Origin of the sequence: Haemophilus parainfluenzae (genome assembly GCF_003252755.1) — a bacterium.
Taxonomy (GTDB): Bacteria; Pseudomonadota; Gammaproteobacteria; order Enterobacterales; family Pasteurellaceae; genus Haemophilus_D; species Haemophilus_D parainfluenzae_N.
Genome location: NZ_QEPT01000010.1, coordinates 33447 through 55629, shown reverse-complemented (window position 1 = coordinate 55629; position 22183 = coordinate 33447). Strand labels below are relative to the sequence as shown.

General features: G+C 38.5%; 19 protein-coding genes and 1 riboswitch. Of the genes, 7 read left to right on the top strand and 12 right to left on the bottom strand.

What is annotated here, in order from left to right; translation table 11 throughout:
* Positions 1–110 (top strand): IS3 family transposase (locus DPV95_RS09935; RefSeq protein ID WP_133253133.1); only part of this gene is annotated, 110 nt, incomplete at its 5' end.
* A gap of 35 nt (positions 111–145) precedes the next feature.
* On the opposite strand, the gene DPV95_RS09930 is transcribed toward DPV95_RS09935, so the two are convergent.
* Positions 146–706, bottom strand: a complete 561-nt coding sequence (locus tag DPV95_RS09930) for an LOG family protein (protein WP_111407024.1) — start codon at positions 704–706, stop codon at positions 146–148.
* Between the two features lies 1 nt (position 707).
* Entirely contained in the window at positions 708–3314 is a 2607-nt protein-coding gene (gene topA / locus DPV95_RS09925) for a type I DNA topoisomerase (protein WP_111407023.1), read from the bottom strand.
* 97 nt (positions 3315–3411) lie between these two features.
* Between topA and DPV95_RS09920 the strand changes: the two genes are divergently transcribed.
* On the top strand, positions 3412–4311 hold the full coding sequence (locus DPV95_RS09920; protein WP_111407022.1) for a LysR family transcriptional regulator: 900 nt from the start codon (positions 3412–3414) through the stop codon (positions 4309–4311).
* A gap of 27 nt (positions 4312–4338) precedes the next feature.
* Here the strand turns inward: DPV95_RS09920 and rnm are convergent, their stop codons facing one another.
* The 4 genes from rnm to pepN form a co-directional block, all read right to left on the bottom strand.
* The gene (rnm, locus tag DPV95_RS09915) at positions 4339–5166 is read right to left on the bottom strand and encodes an RNase RNM (protein WP_111407021.1); all 828 of its coding nucleotides are present in this window, start codon (positions 5164–5166) and stop codon (positions 4339–4341) included.
* Positions 5167–6186 carry a quinone-dependent dihydroorotate dehydrogenase gene (pyrD, locus tag DPV95_RS09910; protein WP_111407020.1) on the bottom strand — a complete coding sequence of 340 codons (1020 nt, stop codon included), beginning with the start codon at positions 6184–6186 and terminating at the stop codon, positions 5167–5169.
* 136 nt (positions 6187–6322) lie between these two features.
* A complete protein-coding gene (locus DPV95_RS09905) occupies positions 6323–7933 on the bottom strand; it encodes an ABC transporter substrate-binding protein (RefSeq protein ID WP_049366586.1) in 1611 nt (536 codons plus the stop codon).
* Positions 7934–8080: 147 nt separating this feature from the next.
* Positions 8081–10690 carry an aminopeptidase N gene (gene pepN / locus DPV95_RS09900; protein ID WP_049366587.1) on the bottom strand — a complete coding sequence of 870 codons (2610 nt, stop codon included), beginning with the start codon at positions 10688–10690 and terminating at the stop codon, positions 8081–8083.
* 161 nt (positions 10691–10851) lie between these two features.
* On the opposite strand from pepN, the gene purE reads away from it, so the two are divergent.
* The 3 genes from purE to DPV95_RS09880 all read left to right on the top strand — a co-directional run bounded on the left by purE (position 10852) and on the right by DPV95_RS09880 (position 13835).
* Positions 10852–11346, top strand: coding sequence for a 5-(carboxyamino)imidazole ribonucleotide mutase (purE, locus tag DPV95_RS09895; RefSeq protein WP_049366588.1), 495 nt, complete (start codon positions 10852–10854; stop codon positions 11344–11346).
* 70 nt (positions 11347–11416) lie between these two features.
* The gene (gene purK / locus DPV95_RS09890) at positions 11417–12505 is read left to right on the top strand and encodes a 5-(carboxyamino)imidazole ribonucleotide synthase (protein WP_049366589.1); all 1089 of its coding nucleotides are present in this window, start codon (positions 11417–11419) and stop codon (positions 12503–12505) included.
* A 139-nt stretch (positions 12506–12644) separates the two neighbouring features.
* Positions 12645–13835: an amino acid aminotransferase gene (locus tag DPV95_RS09880; RefSeq protein WP_049366590.1), complete on the top strand. Its 1191-nt coding sequence runs from the start codon at positions 12645–12647 to the stop codon at positions 13833–13835.
* Between the two features lie 99 nt (positions 13836–13934).
* Here DPV95_RS09880 and DPV95_RS09875 read toward each other — a convergent pair whose 3' ends face one another.
* From DPV95_RS09875 to moaA, 5 genes are all read right to left on the bottom strand, one after another.
* Positions 13935–16517: a YadA-like family protein gene (locus tag DPV95_RS09875; RefSeq protein ID WP_049366591.1), complete on the bottom strand. Its 2583-nt coding sequence runs from the start codon at positions 16515–16517 to the stop codon at positions 13935–13937.
* Between the two features lie 252 nt (positions 16518–16769).
* Entirely contained in the window at positions 16770–17222 is a 453-nt protein-coding gene (gene moaE, locus DPV95_RS09870) for a molybdopterin synthase catalytic subunit MoaE (protein ID WP_049366592.1), read from the bottom strand.
* The gene (moaD, locus tag DPV95_RS09865) at positions 17223–17468 is read right to left on the bottom strand and encodes a molybdopterin synthase sulfur carrier subunit (protein WP_005625813.1); all 246 of its coding nucleotides are present in this window, start codon (positions 17466–17468) and stop codon (positions 17223–17225) included.
* Position 17469: 1 nt separating this feature from the next.
* Entirely contained in the window at positions 17470–17952 is a 483-nt protein-coding gene (gene moaC, locus DPV95_RS09860; RefSeq protein WP_009499888.1) for a cyclic pyranopterin monophosphate synthase MoaC, read from the bottom strand.
* An 88-nt stretch (positions 17953–18040) separates the two neighbouring features.
* A complete protein-coding gene (gene moaA / locus DPV95_RS09855; RefSeq protein WP_049355725.1) occupies positions 18041–19054 on the bottom strand; it encodes a GTP 3',8-cyclase MoaA in 1014 nt (337 codons plus the stop codon).
* Positions 19043–19184, bottom strand: a riboswitch (molybdenum cofactor riboswitch). It overlaps the preceding gene by 12 nt.
* 157 nt (positions 19185–19341) lie before the next feature.
* Here moaA and DPV95_RS09850 point away from each other — a divergent pair.
* On the top strand, positions 19342–20286 hold the full coding sequence (locus DPV95_RS09850) for a gluconeogenesis factor YvcK family protein (RefSeq protein WP_111407019.1): 945 nt from the start codon (positions 19342–19344) through the stop codon (positions 20284–20286).
* 34 nt (positions 20287–20320) lie between these two features.
* Here the strand turns inward: DPV95_RS09850 and thiI are convergent, their stop codons facing one another.
* Positions 20321–21772 carry a tRNA uracil 4-sulfurtransferase ThiI gene (gene thiI, locus DPV95_RS09845; protein ID WP_049366594.1) on the bottom strand — a complete coding sequence of 484 codons (1452 nt, stop codon included), beginning with the start codon at positions 21770–21772 and terminating at the stop codon, positions 20321–20323.
* A 167-nt stretch (positions 21773–21939) separates the two neighbouring features.
* On the opposite strand from thiI, the gene xseB reads away from it, so the two are divergent.
* On the top strand, positions 21940–22182 hold the full coding sequence (xseB, locus tag DPV95_RS09840; RefSeq protein ID WP_049355728.1) for an exodeoxyribonuclease VII small subunit: 243 nt from the start codon (positions 21940–21942) through the stop codon (positions 22180–22182).
* The last annotated feature ends 1 nt before the right edge of the window (position 22183 follow it).

Sequence of the window (22183 nt, the reverse complement as noted above, 5' to 3'; positions counted from 1 at the left end):
AATTACAGGCTGACATTGAAGAATATTTAGTGTATTACAACCAAAAACGAATTAAACTAGCTTTCAAAGGATTGAGCCCAGTGCAATACCGAGCTCAATATTTAAGTTAACTACCTGTCCAACTTTTTGGGGGCAGATCACTTTTTTAATATGTTCTTAACGCTGGAGGTTGGTAATGTTCAATAAAGGTTTCGATTTCTTGAAGATTATTCGAGAATAAAATCTTCTCAAAATCACCTTGAGTAAAGAAGCCTTCTTTCACCATATGGCTAAAAAAGGACTTTAGTGAATCAAAATACCCCTTTTCATTAAACAGAATACAAGGATTATTATTTTTTCCAATTCGCGCCCAAGAAATCACTTCAGCAATTTCTTCTAAAGTGCCAGGTCCGCCAGGCAAAGCAATATAAGCATCGCCAAGCTCAACCATTTTATTTTTTCGCTCAGACATGCTTTCAACAACCACGGTCTTGGTCAAATTAGGATGTGCAACTTCTCTGTCTTGTAAAAACTGAGGAATAATGCCAATTACCTTGCCTTGATGAGCAAGTACAGTATCTGCAACCACGCCCATTAATCCCAATTTTCCGCCACCATAGACTAAAGTATGTTGACCATCAGCAATCCATTTTCCTAATTTTTTTGCGGCAGCCTGATGGGCAGAATCATTACCTAAACTGGCACCGCAATAAACCGTGATGTTCATCCTACTTTTTCCGTTCTACCCATTTTCCATCAATATAATCCACAATCCATTTTGTGGCTTTGCCATTCTTTTCAGAAGTCACGTATTGATGTTTTTCTTTACGGCTAAAGCGGATAATGGCTTCATTACCCTCAGGGTCTTTTTGTGGCGCATCGGCTAAATAACGTAATTTTTCTGGTAAACGATCACGATAAAGCGCTAATTCAGCCACTTTTGCTGGTCGAGTTTCACGTGATTTCGGGAAGTTATGTGCTGACATGAACACACCACTTGCACCATCTCGTAATACAAAATATGCATCAGATTTTTCACATTTCAATTCAGGGAAATGAACTGGCTCTTCTTTTGGTGGTGCAACCTCGCCGTTTTTCAAAATCTTACGGGTGTTATCACAATTGGTACAGCCCATATATTTCCCAAAACGACCGAGTTTCAAGTGCATATCTGCACCGCATTTATCACATTCTACAATCGGACCATCATAGCCTTTAATTTTGAATTGGCCTTGTTCAACCAAATAACCATCACAATTAGGATTGTTACCACAAATATGTAATTTACGATGTGGGTCAATGATATAGCTATCCATCGCCGTGCCACATTTCGGACAACGTTTACGATCCATTAAGGCTTTGGTCTCAGAAGCCTCATCCAATACATTGAGTAATTCTGCTTCTAGAATGAGATTAATCGTCGTTTTACAACGCTCTTTCGGTGGTAACGCATAACCAGAACAACCAAGGAATACACCGGTACTTGCTGTGCGAATCGCCATTTTACGGCTACAAGTCGGACAATCAATATCTGTGAGTACAAGGCTATTTGGCTTCATTCCACCTTCTAACTCGTCTAATTCAGCCTTAGAAAGTTGGGTAGAAAAATCTTTGAAGAATTGATTTAACTCCTCTTTCCAATTTTTCTCACCAGATGCAATTTGGTCTAGTACGTTTTCCATGTTGGCGGTGAAATCGTAGCTCATCAAATCAGTAAAAGATTGATTTAAGCGATCAGTAACAATTTCGCCCATTTTTTCGGCATAGAAACGGCGATTTTCAATGCGTACATAACCACGTTCTTGAATAGTAGAAATAATTGCCGCATAAGTAGAAGGACGACCAATACCACGTTTCTCCAATTCTTTAACCAATGCAGCTTCGGTAAAACGAGCGGGCGGTTTAGTGAAGTGTTGGCTTGGCGAAACCGTTTTTAGTGCCAATGTTTCATTCAAACTCACAGCCGGTAAAATTTGGTCTTCTGGATTTTTACCTACTTGTGGCAACACTTTTGTCCAACCATCAAAACGTAAAATACGGCCTTTAGCTTTCAATTCATAATCGCCTGCCATTACGGTAACCGTTGTGCTGTCATATTGTGCAGCCGGCATTTGGCAGGCTACAAATTGACGCCAGATTAAATCATACAAGCGCACAGCATCTTTATCCATGCCACTTAAATGATCTGCGAGCGTTTTTACATCAGAGGGACGAATCGCTTCGTGCGCTTCTTGAGCGTTTTCTTTACTCGAGTAGAAATTCGGTTTAGCTGGCAAATAATCTTTACCGAAATGGCTTTCGATATAAGAGCGTGCCATATTTAACGCATCTTGGCTCAAGTTGGTAGAGTCAGTACGCATATAAGTAATGTAACCGGCTTCATATAAACGTTGTGCCAACATCATGGTTTTCTTCACCCCAAAACCTAAACGCGTGCTTGCAGTTTGTTGTAAGGTTGAAGTAATAAATGGGGCTCTTGGTTTAGAACCTGTTGGTTTTGTTTCTAAATCTGTGACAACGTAATGTGATTTATTTAAGAAATTGACCGCACTTTGCGCTTCTTTTTCATTTTTCGGCTCAAATTTCTTGCCTTTATATTGCACCACATCCAAACGCAAGCCTTCTTTCTTGCTCGTTTGGGTTAGCGCTTCAATTTCCCAAAACTCTTCTGGTTGGAATGCTTTGATTTCGCGTTCACGCTCTACCACCAATTTCACGGCAACAGATTGCACACGTCCGGCAGATAACCCACGTGCCACTTTCTTCCATAGTAATGGCGACACCATAAAGCCTACTACGCGGTCCAAGAAACGACGAGTTTGTTGAGCATTAACCTGATCCATATTAATGTGAGCTGGATGCTGGAACGCTTTTTCAATTGCTTTCTTCGTAATCTCATTAAACACAACGCGGCTAAAACGACTATCATCGCCACCGATCACTTCACGTAAATGCCACGCGATAGCCTCTCCTTCTCTATCCAAGTCGGTTGCGAGATAAACATGATCGGATTTTTTAGCGAGAGATTTTAATTCGGCTACCACTTTTTCTTTGCCTGGTAGAATTTGGTAATTGGCTTTCCAATCATGATAAGGATCAATTCCCATACGTTTCACTAAGGCTGTGCGGTCTTTTTCTGCTTTAATTTTGTTTTTTTCTTCCGCACTTAATCCTTTTGTGGAAATCGGTTTAGCTTTCTCACCTGTGCTACTCCCTGCAGTAGGCAAATCACAAATATGCCCTACGCTGGATTTCACCACATACTGGCTACCTAAATATTTATTGATGGTTTTCGCTTTGGCTGGCGATTCCACAATCACTAAAGATTTGCTCATTTGCTTACCTAAAATATAACTAGAATTCTTTAAGATTGGCGATATACTGCAAACTTACGCCGATAAAATCAAGCTTTTTTTCAAAAAGGATTTATAAATGGATAAACTCAATGCAATTTCGGTTTTCTGTAAAGTGATCGAAACGCAAAGTTTTACACAAGCCGCAAACCAACAGAATATTTCTGTGGCGATGGCGAGTAAATTAGTTTCACAATTAGAAGAACATTTAAAAACTCGATTATTACAACGTACAACGCGAAAAATTGTGCCAACTGAAGCCGGCATGCTTTATTACCAACGTTGCCAAGCCATTTTATTAGATTTAAGCGAGGCTGATTCTAGCATTAGTAATATGGCAACAAGCTTACAAGGTAATTTATTAATCTCTGTGCCGCGTGATTTTGGCTTGCTTTATATCTCGCCTAACTTACCTAAATTTATTGAGCTTCATCCCAATTTACACGTAGAAATTGAATTTGAAGATAAACGTGTCGATCTCGTTGCTGAGGGCTATGACTTAGCATTACGAATTGGCTATATGCAAGACAGCTCACTTGTTGCTCGTAAAATTAGCAGCTCCCCTATGCATTTTGTTGCTTCGCCAAGTTATTTAGAAGCACGAGACACACCGCTTACACCTGACGATTTAGAATATCATCAAGGTTTACTTTATAAATCATCGTTAAATCAAGTGCATTGGCAATCAACAAAAGCCAATCAAATTCAACGTTATAAAATTCAATCTAAAGTGGTTTCTAATAATGGTATGGCATTGTTAGAAATGACAAAAGCAGGCTTGGGCATCAGCAATTCACCAGGTTTCTTTGTAAAAGAAGCGCTTGCTTCAGGTGAATTAGTTGAAATTTTGTCTGAATATAAACAAAAACCTTTAGATATTTATGTGGTTTACCCAAACCGTCGTCATTTACCGGCTAAAGTTCGCGCATTTATTGAATTTCTAGCGAGTCTCGGTTTGTGTGAGAACAGTCAAATATAAAAACAAGGGCGGATTGACCGCCCTTTATTATTCAAATAATGTCCAAATCGGTTTTACCTCTTCAGGTAAAAATAAATTCTTTCCTAATTCAATCCATCCGCAAGGAAAATGAAAGTCTGACCCTAATGAAGCGGCTAAGTCATATTCATTGGCTAAACGCGCAAGATATTGACGTTGATCTTTGGTCTGTCCACTATCTGCGACTTCCATGCCATCACCACCCCATTGTTTGAAATCAACAATTAATCGACGAATCCATTTTCCTGTCATGTTATAACGCATAGGATGAGCAATGACGGCAACGCCACCTGCCGCATGAATTGTATCAATCGCTGTTGGAATATCTACCCATTCAGCTTTGACAAAACACGATTTTCCACCACCAAGATAACGCTTAAAGGCTTGCCCATCATTTGAAACCTTGCCGATTTGTACCAAATAACGCGCATAATGCGCACGAGTCACTTCCCCGTTTGCTAATGCTTTTGCGCCTTCATAGGCATTTGGAACGCCTGCTTTTTCTAATTTATGGCCAATTTCAACCGCTCTTTTTTCTCTCTGTGATTTTTGTTCGGCTAAAAGTGCAGTCATTTTAGGATGTGTTTTATCAAAATTTAATCCAACAATATGGATACCACAACCTTCCCAATTCGTTGAAATTTCCACGCCATTAATTAGCTCAATACCTAATTTATCTGCTTCAATTTTGGCTTCATCAATGCCCATCACGGTGTCGTGATCACATAAAGCAAGCACATTGACACCTTGTTCATGAGCACGTTGCACAAGCTCCGTAGGCGTTAAAACACCATCTGAAGCTGTACTATGGCAATGTAAATCATATTTTTTGGTCATTTATTTAATCGCTTTCACTAATTCTTTAACTAAGCTTGGACCGTGATAAATCAAACCCGAATAAACTTGTAACAATTCAGCACCTGCTTTAATCTTCTCTTGTGCATTTTGTACACCATCAATGCCACCACTCCCAATAATCGGAATTTGCCCTCTCAGCTCTTGATGCAATCTTCGAATAATTTCTGTACTTTTCTGCTGTAACGGTTTTCCACTTAAACCGCCTTGTTGTTCCGCATTTTTCAAACCAGTGACGTTGTCTCGTGAAATCGTCGTGTTAGTCGCAATTACCCCGTCCATCTGATGACGAAGTAACGTATCTGCAATTTGAACGAGCTCAGCCTCGGATAAATCAGGTGCAATTTTTACTGCTATCGGTACATATTTGTTATATTGCTCAGCTAATACTTTTTGGCGTTGTTTTACACTTTGCAGTAAATCATCAAAGTAATCACCATACTGTAATTGGCGTAAATCCGGTGTGTTTGGTGACGAAATATTTACCGTAATATAATCAGCATAGTTATAGGCTTTATTTAAGCAAAATAAGTAATCATCTTTCCCCTTTTCAAGTGGCGTGACTTTATTTTTGCCAATATTAATCCCAATTACACCATCAAATTTTGTCTTTTTAACATTCTCGACCACATAATCAATGCCATAATTATTGAATCCATTACGATTAATAATCCCCTCCGCTTCCACTAAACGGAATTGACGAGGTTTCGTATTTCCCTCTTGTGCCAAAGGCGTAACCGTGCCGACTTCAATAAAACCAAATCCCATTACACCAAATCCATCAATCGCTTCGGCATTTTTATCTGCGCCCGCCGCTAACCCAACAGGATTTTTAAACGTAATGCCCATTACTTGCTTAGGCGTACCTTGTGGATAAGCCAAAAGCTGCTTCAATAAAAATTGACAAGGTGATTTACCCGCTACGTGCAATGATTTAATCACTAAATCATGGGCGGTTTCAGGATCAAGGGAAAAGATGGCTTTACGGATCAAAGAATACATACTCGTTTATCTCTCAGGATAGTTCACTGTAAATGGAAAGTGCGGTCAAAATTAACCGCACTTTAGCTGAAAATTTCGTTGCATAGCATTTTAAAATGAAAGCAATGTATATGCAACGAAAGGTGCTTAGATAACACTACTTACGAATATAAAGCTCCTTAGTATAAACATAATCCTGTGGATTATGCATTGGGAACCCACCTACTGCTGGATTAATTACTTTGATCAACGGTGAATAGAAAATCGGTATTAAAGGTGCTTGCTCCGCAATAAGCTGCTCGGCTTGTTGATATAAATCAGCACGAGTTTTGTCATTTAAAGTACTTTGCGCATCTTTCATGACTTGATCAAATTTTTTGTTCTTCCACTGCCCCACATTTTCTGGTGATGTAGAAAGCAAAGAATTGAGAAATGCAGACGGTTCATTGTATTCAGCATCAATAGACATACGGGATAATTGGAAATTACCGACATTGCGTTCACCCAAGTAGGTTTTCCATTCCATCGTACGTAATTTTACATCTGCACCTAATTGTTTCTTCCATTCAGAAGCGAGCGCCAACGCCACTTTTTCATGAGTTGCATACTTATTATAAAAAATTTCAAATTGAAGCGGTTTTTTTTCACTATACCCCGCTTCATTTAATAATTTTTTAGCCTGCGCTATTCTTTCTGTTAATGGCTGATTTAATTCAGCAATATTTGGCGCATTAAAACCATCAACTTCTGGTGGTGTCAATGTTGCTGCTGGTTTGCGCAAACCAATAATATGCTCGGCAATCAATGATCTATCTAAGGTAAGATATAACGCCTTGCGTACTTTTTCATTATCAAATGGAGGTTTAGCCACGTTGAATGTATAGAATTCCGTGGTTAATCGAGGCACGACAATCAGTGCATCCGGTGTGTGTTTTTGAATATGTGGAATCTGTTCTACTGGTACCCAAGTTAAATCCAATTCTTTAGCTTGGTATCGTTGATATGCAGAAGCTAAACTTTCTTGAAATAGATATTCAGAACTATTAATGAGCGTATTTTTATCATTCCAATAAAGTGGATTACGTTCCGCTGTAATTTTCTCATTAATCGTCCATTGCTTTAATTGATAGGCTCCATTGCTTACTATATTTTGAGCTGTCGCCCATTTATCACCAAATTGAGCCAATTTATGATGTGGTACAGGGAATGTCGTAGGGTACGCAAGTAATTGCAAGAAATAAGGTGTAGCTTGGGTAAGAGTAACTTCAACTTGTTTATCATTAAGTGCTTTAATGCCTAATTCATTTAATGGCATTTTACCTTGCATCACTTCTTCTGCATTTAAAATATGTGCCTTTGTTAAATAATTGGCATTAGGGCTACCAAATTTAGGATCAACTGCACGTTGCCAACCTAGCACAAAATCTCGAGCAGTTACTGGTGTACCGTCCGACCATTTTGCATCACGCAATGAAAAGGTATAAATTTTCCCATCGTCAGAGACTGTCCATTTTTCTGCTTGTGCAGGCTGCACTTGACCATTTTCATCCAACCAAATTAACCCTTCAAATAAATCAATCACAATTTGGGCAGCGGTATTTTCTTGTACCAATTGGGGATCAAGAGAACCAGGATCACTATGTGTGTTTTGACGGAAGACTTGAGTGTCAGAAAGTGACGTACCAGCAGGTACAGTGGCAGAAAATGCTGTTGTTGAAAAAATGCCAAGCATCATACTGACCAGCACTGATGTTTTGTATGTTTTCATATAAAATCCTTATTAACTAATACGGCAAAATGCCGTTTTCTATTTTATCAAAGTGAATAAAAGAAAAGATTGATATAGTTAACAAATTTGAAAAAAATACGGGATATCTTCTAGATATCCCTTGCATATAAAATAAATTTATAGCAATTATTGCAAGGCTTTTTCAATCTTCTCGAATAAATCTTTCGAGAGCTCTTCAACTGCACTCAATCGTTCTAAAGCACGTTTCATTAACGTTTGACGTTGCGCATCAAAACGAGAGAAACGAATTAATGGCTCAATTAAACGCGCAGCCACTTGTGGATTGCTTTCATTTAAACGAATTAAAACATCTGTTAAGAAACGATAGCCTGAACCACTGATATGATGGAATGCTTTTAAGTTGTGATTTGCAAAGCTCCCAACTAATGAACGTAAACGGTTTGGATTGTTGAAGTTAAAGCTTGGGTGATCCATTAATGCTTGTACAATTTCCAATACGTTTTCATCCGGGCGAGTTGCTTGTAAAGCAAACCATTTATCCATGACTAAACCATCATGTTGCCATTTTTGTTCGAAATCCGCTAACAAGGTATCACGACAAGGTAATGCGGCTTTGGTTGCCATATTTAATGCCGCCAGCGTATCTGTCATATTATTGGCATTATTGTAATGTTTTTGGACTACATTATTACCAAGATTGGTGTAAGCCAAATAACTTAAACAAAGATTACGCATTGCTCGTAAGGCAATATCTTCTTGCGCCACTCGATAATCTTCAAGACGAATATGGGTATAAATACGCAATAAATCTTCTTTCAAGTATTCTGCAATTTGCACCAACATAAATTCTCTTGTGGTTGCAATACCATCTGGATCAATCGTTTTAAAGCTTTCTGCAAACTCAATGTCTTTTGGCAAAGTCAGAATTAATGTGGCTAATTCGATATCTTGTTCGTAATTTTCCAATACATACGCAAGTGCGGTTAAAACATCAGGCGAAATGTCAAAAGCTTCACCTTGTTGGAAATGCGCCACATTACGACGCAACTCTTGAGTAAACAGCATTTGTGCTGCATCCCAACGAGCAAATTGATTATCTGCAAATTTAAGTAAACCCAATAATTGCTCTGTAGTGTAATCATAATCGAGTTTCACCGGCGCAGAGAAATCACATAATAATGCAGGAATTGGGCGACCATAAATGCCGTGGAACTCAAACACTTGGTCTTTTTCTGTTACATTTAACACATCACTTAACAATTCACCGTTATGCTGTAACATTTGTTTGGTGCCTTTAGCATCATAAAGCGCAATTTTTAATGGAATATGTAAGTTTACTTTTTCCATTTGGTCAGCTGTTGGTGGCGTAGATTGCGAAACGGTTAAACGATAAGTATGAGTTTGTTCGTCATAGGCATCGCTAATCAATAATTCTGGCGTACCTGATTGGCTATACCAACGACGGAATTGTGCTAAATCAACATCATTCGCACGCTCCATTGCAGAAACAAAATCTTCACAAGTTGCTGCTTTACCGTCATTTTCTGCAATATAAAGTTGCATTCCTTTTTGGAAACCTTGTTCACCTAATAAGGTATGCAACATACGAATCACTTCTGCCCCTTTTTCATATACAGTCACGGTATAGAAGTTATTCATTTCAATGACTTTTTCAGGGCGAATTGGGTGTGACATTGGGCTTGCATCTTCGGCAAATTGTACCGTACGTAAGAATTTCACGTTATTAATACGATTGACTGCACGAGAACCAGTATCAGATGAAAATTCTTGATCACGGAAAACTGTTAAACCTTCTTTCAAACTTAGCTGGAACCAATCACGACAAGTTACACGGTTTCCGGTCCAGTTGTGGAAGTATTCATGCGCAATCACGCTTTCAATGGCGAGGTAATCATCATCGGTTGCCGTTTGTGGATTGGCCAACACAAATTTAGAGTTAAAGATATTCAACCCTTTATTTTCCATGGCGCCCATATTGAAGAAGTCCACAGCAACAATCATGTAAATATCTAAGTCATATTCTAAATTGAAACGGTCTTCATCCCATTTCATCGCTTTTTTCAGACTTTCCATTGCCCAAGAGGCACGATCAAGATTGCCACGGTCAACATAAAGCTCTAAAGCTACTTCATGACCACTTTTTGTCGTAAAGGTATCTTGTAATAAATCAAAATCACCAGCCACTAAAGCGAATAAATAGCTTGGTTTCGGGAATGGGTCATTCCATTCAACCCAATGACGACCATCCTCTAACTCGCCACTTGCAATGCGGTTACCATTAGAAAGCAAGTAAGGATATTTAGTTTTATCTGCGGTAATTTTGGTTGTATAACGCGCTAATACATCAGGGCGATCAAGCATATAAGTAATTTGACGGAAGCCTTCTGCTTCACATTGAGTACAAATGCCTTCACCTGATTGATAAAGCCCTTGTAAAGAGGTGTTTTGTGCAGGCTCTAGATTCGTCACAATTTCAAGTTCAAAATTGGCCGCACTTTGATTGGTTAAATCTAACGTTAAACTTTCATGGTCTTGATGATAATGTTTAAAATCTTCGCCATTAAATTTGATGGAAGCAAATTGGAAACCATGACCATCTAATCGTAGGTGTGTTGCTTCGTCGTTTAAACGTTGGAAGGTTGTTTTTGCAGTGACAACGGTATGATTAGGATCTAATTGAAAATCAAGGAAAATATCCGTAACTGTAAAATCAGGTTGTTTGTAATCTTTTCTATATTTCGCTTTAGCTAACATAATCTGCTCTATTTCTAAGAAAAAAACTCCTATTAGGATAAAATTTTATGACAAAACTTGCAATGTAATTTTCAGTCTTTACCGCATAGCAAACGTTTGCTTAAAAGTGAGTAAATGTGCTATTCTACGCATCGTTTTTTATCAGATAATTTTTTAAAAATATGTCAAATACCGCACAAATTGCTATTGTTATGGGCTCTAAAAGCGATTGGGCAACCATGCAAGAAGCAACTCAAATTTTAGATGAACTCAATGTGGCATATCATGTTGAAGTCGTTTCCGCACATCGAACCCCCGACAAACTGTTTGAATTTGCCGAAAATGCACAAAAAAACGGTTACAAAGTGATTATTGCAGGTGCAGGTGGTGCAGCACATTTACCTGGTATGATTGCGGCCAAAACGCTTGTGCCCGTATTGGGTGTCCCTGTTAAAAGCTCTATGTTAAGCGGTGTTGATAGCCTTTATTCTATCGTACAAATGCCTAAAGGCATTCCTGTTGGTACGTTAGCAATTGGCCCTGCTGGTGCTGCTAATGCAGGATTACTCGCCGCACAAATTCTTGCCGGTTGGGATAATGCGTTATTCGCTCGCCTACAAGCATTCCGCGAAAATCAAACTAATGTGGTATTGGATAATCCTGATCCACGTAAATAAAACACCTTTCATTTTGACCGCACTTTTTAAAGTGCGGTTGTTTTTTTAGCTAGATTTGATGAGAAATTTTATGCAAAACTCTACCCTATATCCTACCGTTTATGTACTTGGTAATGGTCAACTCGGCAGAATGTTACGTTATGCTGGTGCCCCATTAGATATTCATGTACAGCCACTTGAGTTCAATGCGCCTGTATTTGATTTACCTAAAGATGCCATCATTACCGCGGAAATTGAACGTTGGGAAAAAACACCGTTAACTGAATTATTAGGTCATCATAAAAATTTCGTTAATCAGAATGTTTTTGGCTTATTGGCTGATCGTTTTACCCAAAAATCTTTACTGGATGAACTTAATCTTTCTACCTCGCCTTGGTGTTTATTAAAAGATAAAACGCAATGGAATGATATTTTCCAAACTATTGGCGAGAAAGTCGTCGTCAAACGTAGAACAGGAGGATATGATGGACGAGGTCAATGGATTATCAGCGATGAAAAAAAAGCAGATATCACTGATGACTTATTTGGTGAAGTGATTGCAGAAAAATTCATTCCTTTTGATTACGAAGTGTCTATTGTAGGCGCAAGATTTAAAAATGGTGAAAAACGTTTCTATCCTGTAACGCATAACCTGCAGCAAAATGGCATTTTACGTTACAGTGTGACAGATGTTTCATTCCCTCAACAACAAAACCAACAAATTCAGGCGGAGTCTATGCTCGGAAAAATCATGGACAAGCTTGAATATGTGGGGGTAATGGCGATGGAATGCTTTGTGGTGGGTGATAAATTATTAATTAATGAACTTGCCCCTCGTGTACATAACAGTGGACATTGGACACAATTAGGCTGTGCTATTAGTCAATTTGAATTACATTTACGAGCCTTGTTAGATTTACCCACTCCATCATTGCAGCCTATTGCACCAAGTGTCATGGTCAATTTAATTGGTACAGAACATAATCCACAATGGTTAAACACGCCTTTCTCCCAATTACATTGGTATGGTAAGGAAGTTCGTCCGGGTAGAAAGTTAGGTCATATCAATATTACGCATCCGGATAAAACAGTCATTATTCAACAGCTTGAAAAACTTCGTCACGAACTCCCTGAAGACTATCAATCTGGTTTAAATTGGGCGATTGAGAAATTAAAATAATCGAAAAAAACAACCGCACTTTTTGATGAATATCTAAAAACATCAAAGTGCGGTTAATTTTTATCAGGTTCTTCTTGATAAAATCTATCGGCTGAAGTATAAAATTACTTATCTCACAACACATACATAAGGAAAAGCTATGTTTGAACATATCAAAGCGGCTCCGGCCGATCCTATCTTAGGCTTAGGCGAAGCATTCAAATCTGAAACGCGTAAAAATAAAATCAATTTAGGTATTGGCGTTTATAAAGATGCACAAGGTACAACACCGATTATGCGCGCGGTAAAAGAAGCCGAAAAACGCTTATTTGATAACGAAAAGACTAAAAACTATCTGACTATCGATGGTATTGCCGATTATAACGAACGCACAAAAGAGCTCCTTTTCGGTAAAGATTCAGAAGTCATTAAAGCAAACCGTGCAAGAACTGCGCAAAGTTTAGGTGGCACAGGTGCATTACGCATTGCGGCAGAATTCATTAAACGTCAAACCAAAGCACAAAATGTATGGATTAGTACACCTACATGGCCAAACCACAATGCAATTTTCAATGCAGTGGGCATGACGATTCGTGAATATCGTTATTATGATGCTGAACGCAAAGCCCTTGACTGGGAACATTTACTTGAAGATTTAAGCCAAGCAAGCGAAGGTGATGTGGTGCTTTTACACGGTTGCTGCCACAACCCAACCGGTATTGACCCAACCCCTGAACAATGGCAAGAATTAGCCGCGCTTTCAGCGAAAAACGGCTGGTTACCACTCTTTGACTTTGCTTATCAAGGTTTAGCCAATGGCTTAGACCAAGATGCTTACGGTTTACGTGCATTTGCAGCAAATCATAAAGAATTATTAGTGGCGAGTTCATTCTCTAAAAACTTTGGTTTATACAATGAGCGTGTAGGTGCCTTTACGCTTGTCGCTGAAAATGCAGAAATTGCTTCAACTGCATTAACACAGGTGAAATCAATTATTCGCACTCTCTACTCTAACCCTGCGTCTCATGGTGGTGCAACCGTAGCAACGGTGTTAAATGATCCACAACTTCGTCAAGAATGGGAAAATGAATTGACTGAAATGCGTGAACGTATCAAAAAAATGCGTCATTTATTCGTTCAGTTATTAAAAGAATATGGTGCAGAACAAGATTTCAGCTTTATCATGGAACAAAATGGTATGTTCTCTTTCAGCGGCTTATCACCTGAACAAGTTGATCGCTTAAAAGAAGAATTTGCGATTTATGCTGTTCGTTCTGGTCGTATCAATGTAGCAGGTATCACTGAGGACAATATTCGTTATTTATGTGAAAGCATTGTAAAAGTGCTTTAATCAATAAAAGCAAAAAAGTGCGGTTAAATTTGACCGCACTTTTTTTCATCTCAATATAATAAAAAAAGGCAGATTTTACTCTGCCTTTTTATCAAACAATTACCATTGGTAACCGATGCTACCACCCCAGTTTACATCACTGCGGGAATTGATACTTGCACCAACTTTAATCGAAATTTTGTTGTTATCAGAATTTCGGCCATAACCAACTGCGATTGCATTTTCATTGCGATAACCACCAACACCAACAGAAACTAAGCTTTTACCCGCTTCATTTGGACGTTGTAAGAAAGAAATCGCTGTCGCACCTGCAATACCTGCTCGTAATTTACGATCAACGTGATCAATTTTGTTGTCTAAACGATTGATGTTGTTATTAATGTTTTTCACAGCATTATCAACATAACGTTTATTTACTGCATCAGTTGGGTCTTTCGGATCAGCCACATTTACAATACGATTATTGTGCATATCTAATCCACCATGTGCATGGATAGTACCACCAACGTTAACGTCACCTGTTGTAGTTACATTTTTGAATGTCGGTGTGTCAGATACTGCAACGCTTAACACTTTTCCTTTTTTGTGAGTTAATTTAATATTTTTACCCGCATCAAGTGTCAATTTATCCATTTTTGTTGCTGTAGATTGAACTGTTTCTTCTGCCACTTCATTTACAACAGTACCTTCAGATGCACTTGCAGTCACGTTAAATCCTCGACCACCTGCATTTTTGATTTCATCTTTGGTTTTTTGTGAAAGATCTACTTTGTAATTGGTTACTGTGGTAACAGAAATACCATTTTTAACTTCTGTTTTTTCACCAACTGTTACTGTAACAGCATCAGAAGCTGCTTCAACAGAAGCTGAAGTGTCTTTTGCATTAACGGTGTAAATCGTTTGATTATTCGCACCAGTTTCAGAAGTAACCTCTACATTTGTTCCAGCTTTTACTTCTGTTTTAGCTGCTGCAGCGGCTTTAGTAATATTGGTATTAAGCTCGTTCTTCGCTGCATATAATTGGCTACCATTCACAGCATCTTGACTATCTGCTGAAATTGTACCATTTGATACATGAGTGATTTTTTTATCACCTGCATTAATACCATCTTTATTAATCGTAACAGGTCCTACGGTGAGATTATTAGCTTTAACACTAGTAACTTCAATATCATCTTTTAAATTCACTGTGATATTAGCTGCATTATCACCGTCTGTAACAACCACTTCGGTATTCTTACCATTCACAAAATTTACTTTGCCATTGGTATTAATACGTGATGTGTCAGTTTTATTGTTTTGAATATTAAAGCCTGCATTGTAATAGGCTTGATACAACTGGCTACCATTTACTGCGTCGGTTGATTTATCAGTAATTCGACCTGCACCCACATTTTGGATCTGGCGAACAAGTTTTCCATCACCAACAGATACTGCACCTTTTTGAGTTGAAGAAGTACCATTGTAGTTAACTGTCACGCTGCTCTTATCACCAAAATAAGATAAAGTTTTTGCCGTCTGATTAAAATCATTGGCTGCACTACTTGAATAAGAACCTAATGTCACAGAGTTTTCATGCGTACCTTTTGCTTGAGTACCAATCACAACAGCACTAACCGAAGAGACGTTACTAGATGTACCAAGAGCAATAGCATTAACAGCAGAGGAATTACTATCTTTACCAACCGCAACGGCATTCATTGATGAAGCATTAGCATTAGAGCCAGATGACAATGCATCCACACCTGAAGCTTTAGATGCATAACCTAAAGCCATTGAACCTCTACCGCTAGCATCTGCACCGTTACCTAATGATGAAGCTCCTAAAGCACTCGCTTTAGCCCCATTACCTACAGCAGTCGAAACGATTGCACTAGCGTTTGCACCTGTACCTAAAGCTGTTGCACTTTGAGCTCCAGCATAAGAACGACGTCCTAATGCTGTTGATTCTTGCCCTTCTGTTACTGCTTGAGAACCAACTGCAATAGAATTATTCGCTCTAGCAGATGCGCCAACGCCTAATGCAGTTGCGCCCCATGCAGAGGCTGATGCGCTATCACCAAAAGCAGAAGCACTTAGTGCTGTAGCTTTAGTGCCTCGACCAATTGCAGTTGCTAGACTGCCTGTTGCATTGGCATATGAACCAAAGGCTGAAGCAGCTTCACCATCTGCATAAGATGCCACCCCTACTGCAGTCTGACTATTTCCACCAACTTTCTCATTAGAGGTTTTTGCCATTAAACCGATAGCAATTGCGTTTCCGCCTTTACCTGTTGATGCGCGATCACCAAGAGTAACACCATACCCTGATTGACTTGTTGCATTATTTCCTAATGTTATTGACCAACGTGCTTTATTTGTCACGTTATTACCAATTACAATGCTCTCTGTTTCTTCTGATTTTGCTTTTTTGCCTAAAACAACAGAATCACCTGTGGTACCAACTCCGGCAACTGCACTAACATCAGTACCACCAACAATATTTCCGTCATTATTTAATACCACATTGGTTTCAGCCATTGCGGTTGTGCTTACACCCGCTAAAACCGCAGCTCCAATAATTACATTTAATGCTTTAAGTTTGTCTGTTTGAGATGATTTACCCACAGATTTGCTTAGTTCTGAAACAGCAATCCAGCATTGGTTTACTATATTCCAGATAATTTTAAAAACATGATTCATAATTAATTTCCTATTGTATATGGTTATATTCAAATACAAAGAACCCTGAACAATACTGTACAAGTATAATACAATATTTATTACAATGAATACTGGATTTACATTATTTTACACATCATTCAATAAAATAATCTTTCTTATTGAAAGATAAAAAATTCATAAATTATCCCATCACATACCAAAATACGGTTATGTTTTTTTTTTTACAGAAAGAAAAAATGGCCATAAAATGACCATATTTTTTATATTGAATTACCACTTACTTAACGCTTTTTTATCGCTCTCTCTTGCTTCAATCCAACGTTCGCCTTGATTGGTTTGTTCTTTTTTCCAAAACGGAGCTTTTGATTTTAAGAAGTCCATAATAAATTCATTGGCGTGATAAGCATCACCTCGGTGAGCGGAACTTATACCAACTAAAACAATTTCATCGCCAGTATGTAAAAGTCCCACACGATGAATTACAGACACTCGCTGAATATTCCAACGGGCTTTCGCTTGTTCTACAATTTCACGTAAGGCTTTTTCTGTCATGGCGGGATAATGTTCTAAGTATAAGCTGGACACTTCATCACCTAAATTAAGATCGCGAACTTTACCCACGAAAATAACCGTTGCGCCAACTGAATGTTGCTCAGAAAGCCATTGGTAAACAACATTTTGATCGAAAGGCTGTTCTTGTACTGAAATTTGAATATCCGTCATTTAGCCCCCTGTTACAGGTGGGAAAAATGCAATTTCATCCCCATTTTTGACCGCACTTTCTAATGGCATCAAGGTTTGATTGATAGCGACTAAAAGCTTCCCTTTTTCTAACGCTAACGCCCATCTATCACCTTTTTGAGCGAGATGTTCACGCACCGCTTCTGCTGTCGCAAAATCGCCTTCAAGCTGAATAGAATCTTCCCCAATTAATTCTCGAGTTTGAGCAAAAAATAAAACATTTAACATCTTATTTTTCCTCCGCAATAAAATGACCGGATTTTCCACCGCTCTTTTCTAACAGGCGAACGTGCTCAATTACCATGTCTTTTTGTACGGCTTTACACATATCGTAAATGGTTAAGGCTGCTACGCTTGCTGCCGTTAATGCTTCCATTTCTACACCTGTTTTTCCGGTTAATTTACAAAGAGATTGAATACGAACTTGGTTTGTTTCAAGTAACGGTTCTAAATTCACTTCTACTTTAGAAAGTAACAATGGATGGCAAAGCGGGATAAGTTCCCAAGTACGTTTTGCTGCTTGAATACCTGCAATACGTGCTGTAGCAAATACATCGCCTTTGTGATGTTTGCCTTCCACGATCATGGAAAGAGTTTCTTTTGACATGGTCACAATGGCTTCAGCTCGAGCTTCACGAACGGTCTCTGCCTTTGCAGAAACATCCACCATATTGGCTTCACCTTGAGAATTGATATGCGTAAATGTAGTCATAATAAAATAAAGTGCGGTTAAAATATTGAATGTTTTACATGTGTGACGAAAGCAAAATAAGTGAACAATAAAATTCACCTATTTTCTTTTAGCCACCGATAGAAGCTAAATGATTTCTTACGCCACTATCACCGATATGCAAATAATGATGTTCACGTTTGCCTTGCAATGCAGAAAAAATACGTGCTTGCAAAATATCTTGCTGTTCATGGGATTGCAATAAATCACGTAATTCAATGCCTTCTTCGCCGAATAGACAGAGATGAAGTTTGCCCTTCGCTGATACTCTAAGACGATTACAGCTTGCGCAGAAATTCTTCTCATAAGGCATAATTAAGCCAATTTCGCCTGCATAATCAGGATGCGTAAATACTTTAGCTGGACCATCAGTATGGGATTTGTGTTGTAATTGCCAACCGTTTTGCAGCAATTTATCCGCTAATACTTGTCCTGAAAGATGGAATTTATCAAAGAAACTATCCATTTCGCCCGTTTGCATGAGTTCGATAAAGCGCATTTGAATTGGGCGATCTTTCACCCAAACAAGAAATTGCTCAAACTCTTTGTCATTCAAATTTTTCATTAAAACTGAATTGACTTTAACTTTGTTGTAGCCCACTTCAAATGCACGATCGATACCACGCATCACGTCATCAAATTTATTGATACCCGTAATTTGATGGAACATTTTTGGATCTAAGCTATCAACACTGACGTTAATAGACGTAATCCCTGCTTTCTTCCAATCAGCCACATCTTTTGCCATGCGATAGCCATTTGTCGTAACGGCTAATTGACGAATGCCATCAATGTTAGCAATACTTTCAGCAATAGAAATAAAATCTTTGCGTAAAGTCGGTTCGCCACCCGTTAAACGGATTTTCTCTGTGCCCATTTCAGCAAACGCTTGAGCAAGATGGGTAATTTCTTTTAAGGTTAAGAAACTTGGTTTGTTAGCTTCGGGTTGATAACCATCAGGTAAACAATAGGTACAACGAAAATTACACTGATCGGTAATCGACAGTCGTAGATAGTAATATTGGCGTTGGAAAGGATCGACTAAGCGAGACTCTCCTACGTTCTTGATAGGAATGGATTGCATTTTACACCTTTCTAAATATGGAGAGGATAAACCGTTTCCAGCGTATCCCTGAATAACGTACCGCGTTATTGGCTTGCCACCATATTTCTTGTGAAACTTAGGCTAAACAAGCTCGGAGTTATGCGTTAAAAATAAATTGTGTTGGTATTGTAATAAAAGCAAGCGGTTAATAGCAATAATTTGGTAGAATAACCCGACTATATTGATAAAAATAACAGCATTAACTTATATAAAAAAATATATAACATTATTTTTTATAATTATTTATAGGTAAAAAAGGAAGAAAAATGTCTGATTTATCTCGTCACAGCCGTCATGAACATTTAGACGAAATCAAACATATTGTTGCCATTGGTGGTGGCCATGGATTAGGGCGTGTATTATCGGCGCTTAGTTTTATGAAAGAGCGTTTAACCGGTATAGTCACCACCACAGATAACGGCGGTTCAACGGGTCGAATTCGCCAAGAACAAGGTGGTATTGCATGGGGCGATCTACGTAATTGCTTAAATCAAATCATCATTGAGCCAAGCACGGCATCTGCATTATTTGAATACCGCTTTACTGGTGAAGGTGAACTTTCTGGGCATAATTTAGGTAATTTAATGCTCAAAGCCTTAGAGGATATGCATATTCGCCCTATTGAAGCCATTAACTTAATTCGTGAACTACTCAAAGTAAAATCTCACATTATTCCCATGTCAGAAGAACCTGTTCATCTTGCCGCAAGTTTAGGTTCAGGCTCCAGTATTGTCGGTGAAGTGAGCATTGATAATTTAACAGAATTACCCCAATCACTTTTCTTAGTACCTATGGTTAAAGCCGCACAAGAAGCCATCCAAGCATTGGAGCAAGCGGAAGTCATTTTACTTGGACCTGGAAGTTTCATGACGAGTATTATGCCCCCGCTATTGCTACCTGAATTAGCTACTGCCCTGCGTAATAGCAAAGCGAAAGTGATTTTTATTGATAATTTAGGGACAGAAATTGGTGCAGCCTCTCAGCTTTCACTAGCCGATCGTATTCAGAAAATTAATGAAATCGTCGGTGAATCCGTTATTGATGGTGCTATAACCCCTTATCGTGAACAAAGTGCAGTCGATTTGTCTGCCATTTCTTCCGTTAAAATCTTAGCTAAACGCTTGAATGCAGATGATATCAGCTATCGTCATGATCGGACATTACTTGCCCAAGCTATCGATGAATTAGTGGGTGAATTAGATTACGAATAAAAAAACCGCACGTTAAAGTGCGGTCATTTTTTGCTTATTTTTTCCCAAAAACTCTCACATTCGTGAAACCATTTTCTTTTAAATAAAGTGCTTGCAGTTTACTCATCACGCCTCTTTCACAGTAAAGCACATAGTTTTTACTTTGATCTAATGAACCGAATTGCGAAGATAATTTGTAAAACGGCAACTGCATTACTTGATGCTCGTCTGATTCAAATGGATTTTCATCTGTCTCTTCAGGGCTACGAATATCTAAAATAATATCGTTTTCACCAAGCACTGAAATGGTATCTACTTCCACTACTTCTTTTTCTGTTTCTTCTGCAATTTGGCGGATATCTAAATATTGTGCATTTTCAACCGCACTTTCCAACACGCCAAAATCAAAGTGATTTTCTTCTTCAAGAATTTTTTCACGTACCGCTTTAATCGTTGGATTTTTAGAAATTACCCCACAGAATTCAGGCATCGATTTGGCAATATCATCTGTGCCAATCTCTTTCGCCATCGCGATAATTTGTTCTTTATCATGGGTAATAAGTGGACGTAATACTAACGCATCAGATGCTTCATCAATTAAACGTAAATTGGTTAAAGTTTGGCTCGAAACTTGTCCGAGTGCTTCGCCGGTAACAATGGCTTGAATATCAAAACGTTGTGCAACTTTACTTGCAGCTCGCACCATCATTCGTTTTAACACGACGCCCATTTGGCCGTTATCAACTTTCTCTAAAATCTCGCCCACTACGCCTTCAAAAGGAATGGCAATAAAGCGAACTTTATGAGATGAGCTATAGCGATTCCAAATATGGTAAGCCATTTGTTTCACGCCAATTTCATGGGCTGCGCCGCCCAAATTGAAGAAACAATAATGCACACGTGAACCACGGCGAATAAGCATATAACTGGATACGCCTGAGTCAAAGCCACCTGAAATCAATGAAAGCACATCTTCTTGCGTCCCAATTGGATAACCACCAAGACCAACATGACGAGCTTTTACCAGCATCATTTTGTCATCTTCAATATCAATACGAACAGTCACATCAGGATTTTTTAAGCGTACTTTTGCGCTTTCAATATGCTGATTTAAACCACCACCGATGTAACGTTCAGCTTCAATGGAACTGAAATCATGTTTCCCTTTACGTTTTACACGCACGCAAAAGGTTTTGTTTTCAAGTTGAGCTGCGACATCCGCTAACGTCAATTCAAAGATATGATGTAAATCGGTAAACGGTTTTTCTTCCACTTCTAAAAAATGATGAATCCCTGGAATGCGTTGTAAAAGCGCAATCAACTCTTCACGATTGCCTTCATTTTTTGAGCGCACTTCAATGTAATCCCAATGACGAACAACCGCCGTTTCTTCATCATATTTCTGTAAAATATTGCGGATATTTGAGGTCAAAATTTTCGCGAAACGCTTACGCACGGTTTCGCTTTTAATCATAATTTCAGGAAAAAGTTTAACGATAAATTTCATAATAATCTGTGAATAATAAAAAATGGCCGTATTGTACGCTAAATTCCAGATCCCACAAAGTTCAAATTCTCACGAAAAACTGACCGCACTTTGAAATAAGTTTTTAACATCCCTATAAAAATCAAGTACAATACGGAGCAATTTATTCATCTGAAAAGGATAATTTAATGGCGCGTAAACCAGCAAATGCTGAACCTGATTTTGAAACAACACTTGCACAATTAGAAACAATTGTGGCAAAACTTGAAAGCGGTGAATTACCATTGGAAGATGCGCTGAAAGAATTTGAGAACGGCATTAAATTGGCTCAACTTGGTCAAGAGCGCTTGCAACAAGCAGAACAACGTATTCAAATTTTGTTACAAAAAAGCGAAACCGCCCCATTAAGTGATTATCAAGGGGACGAGTAAT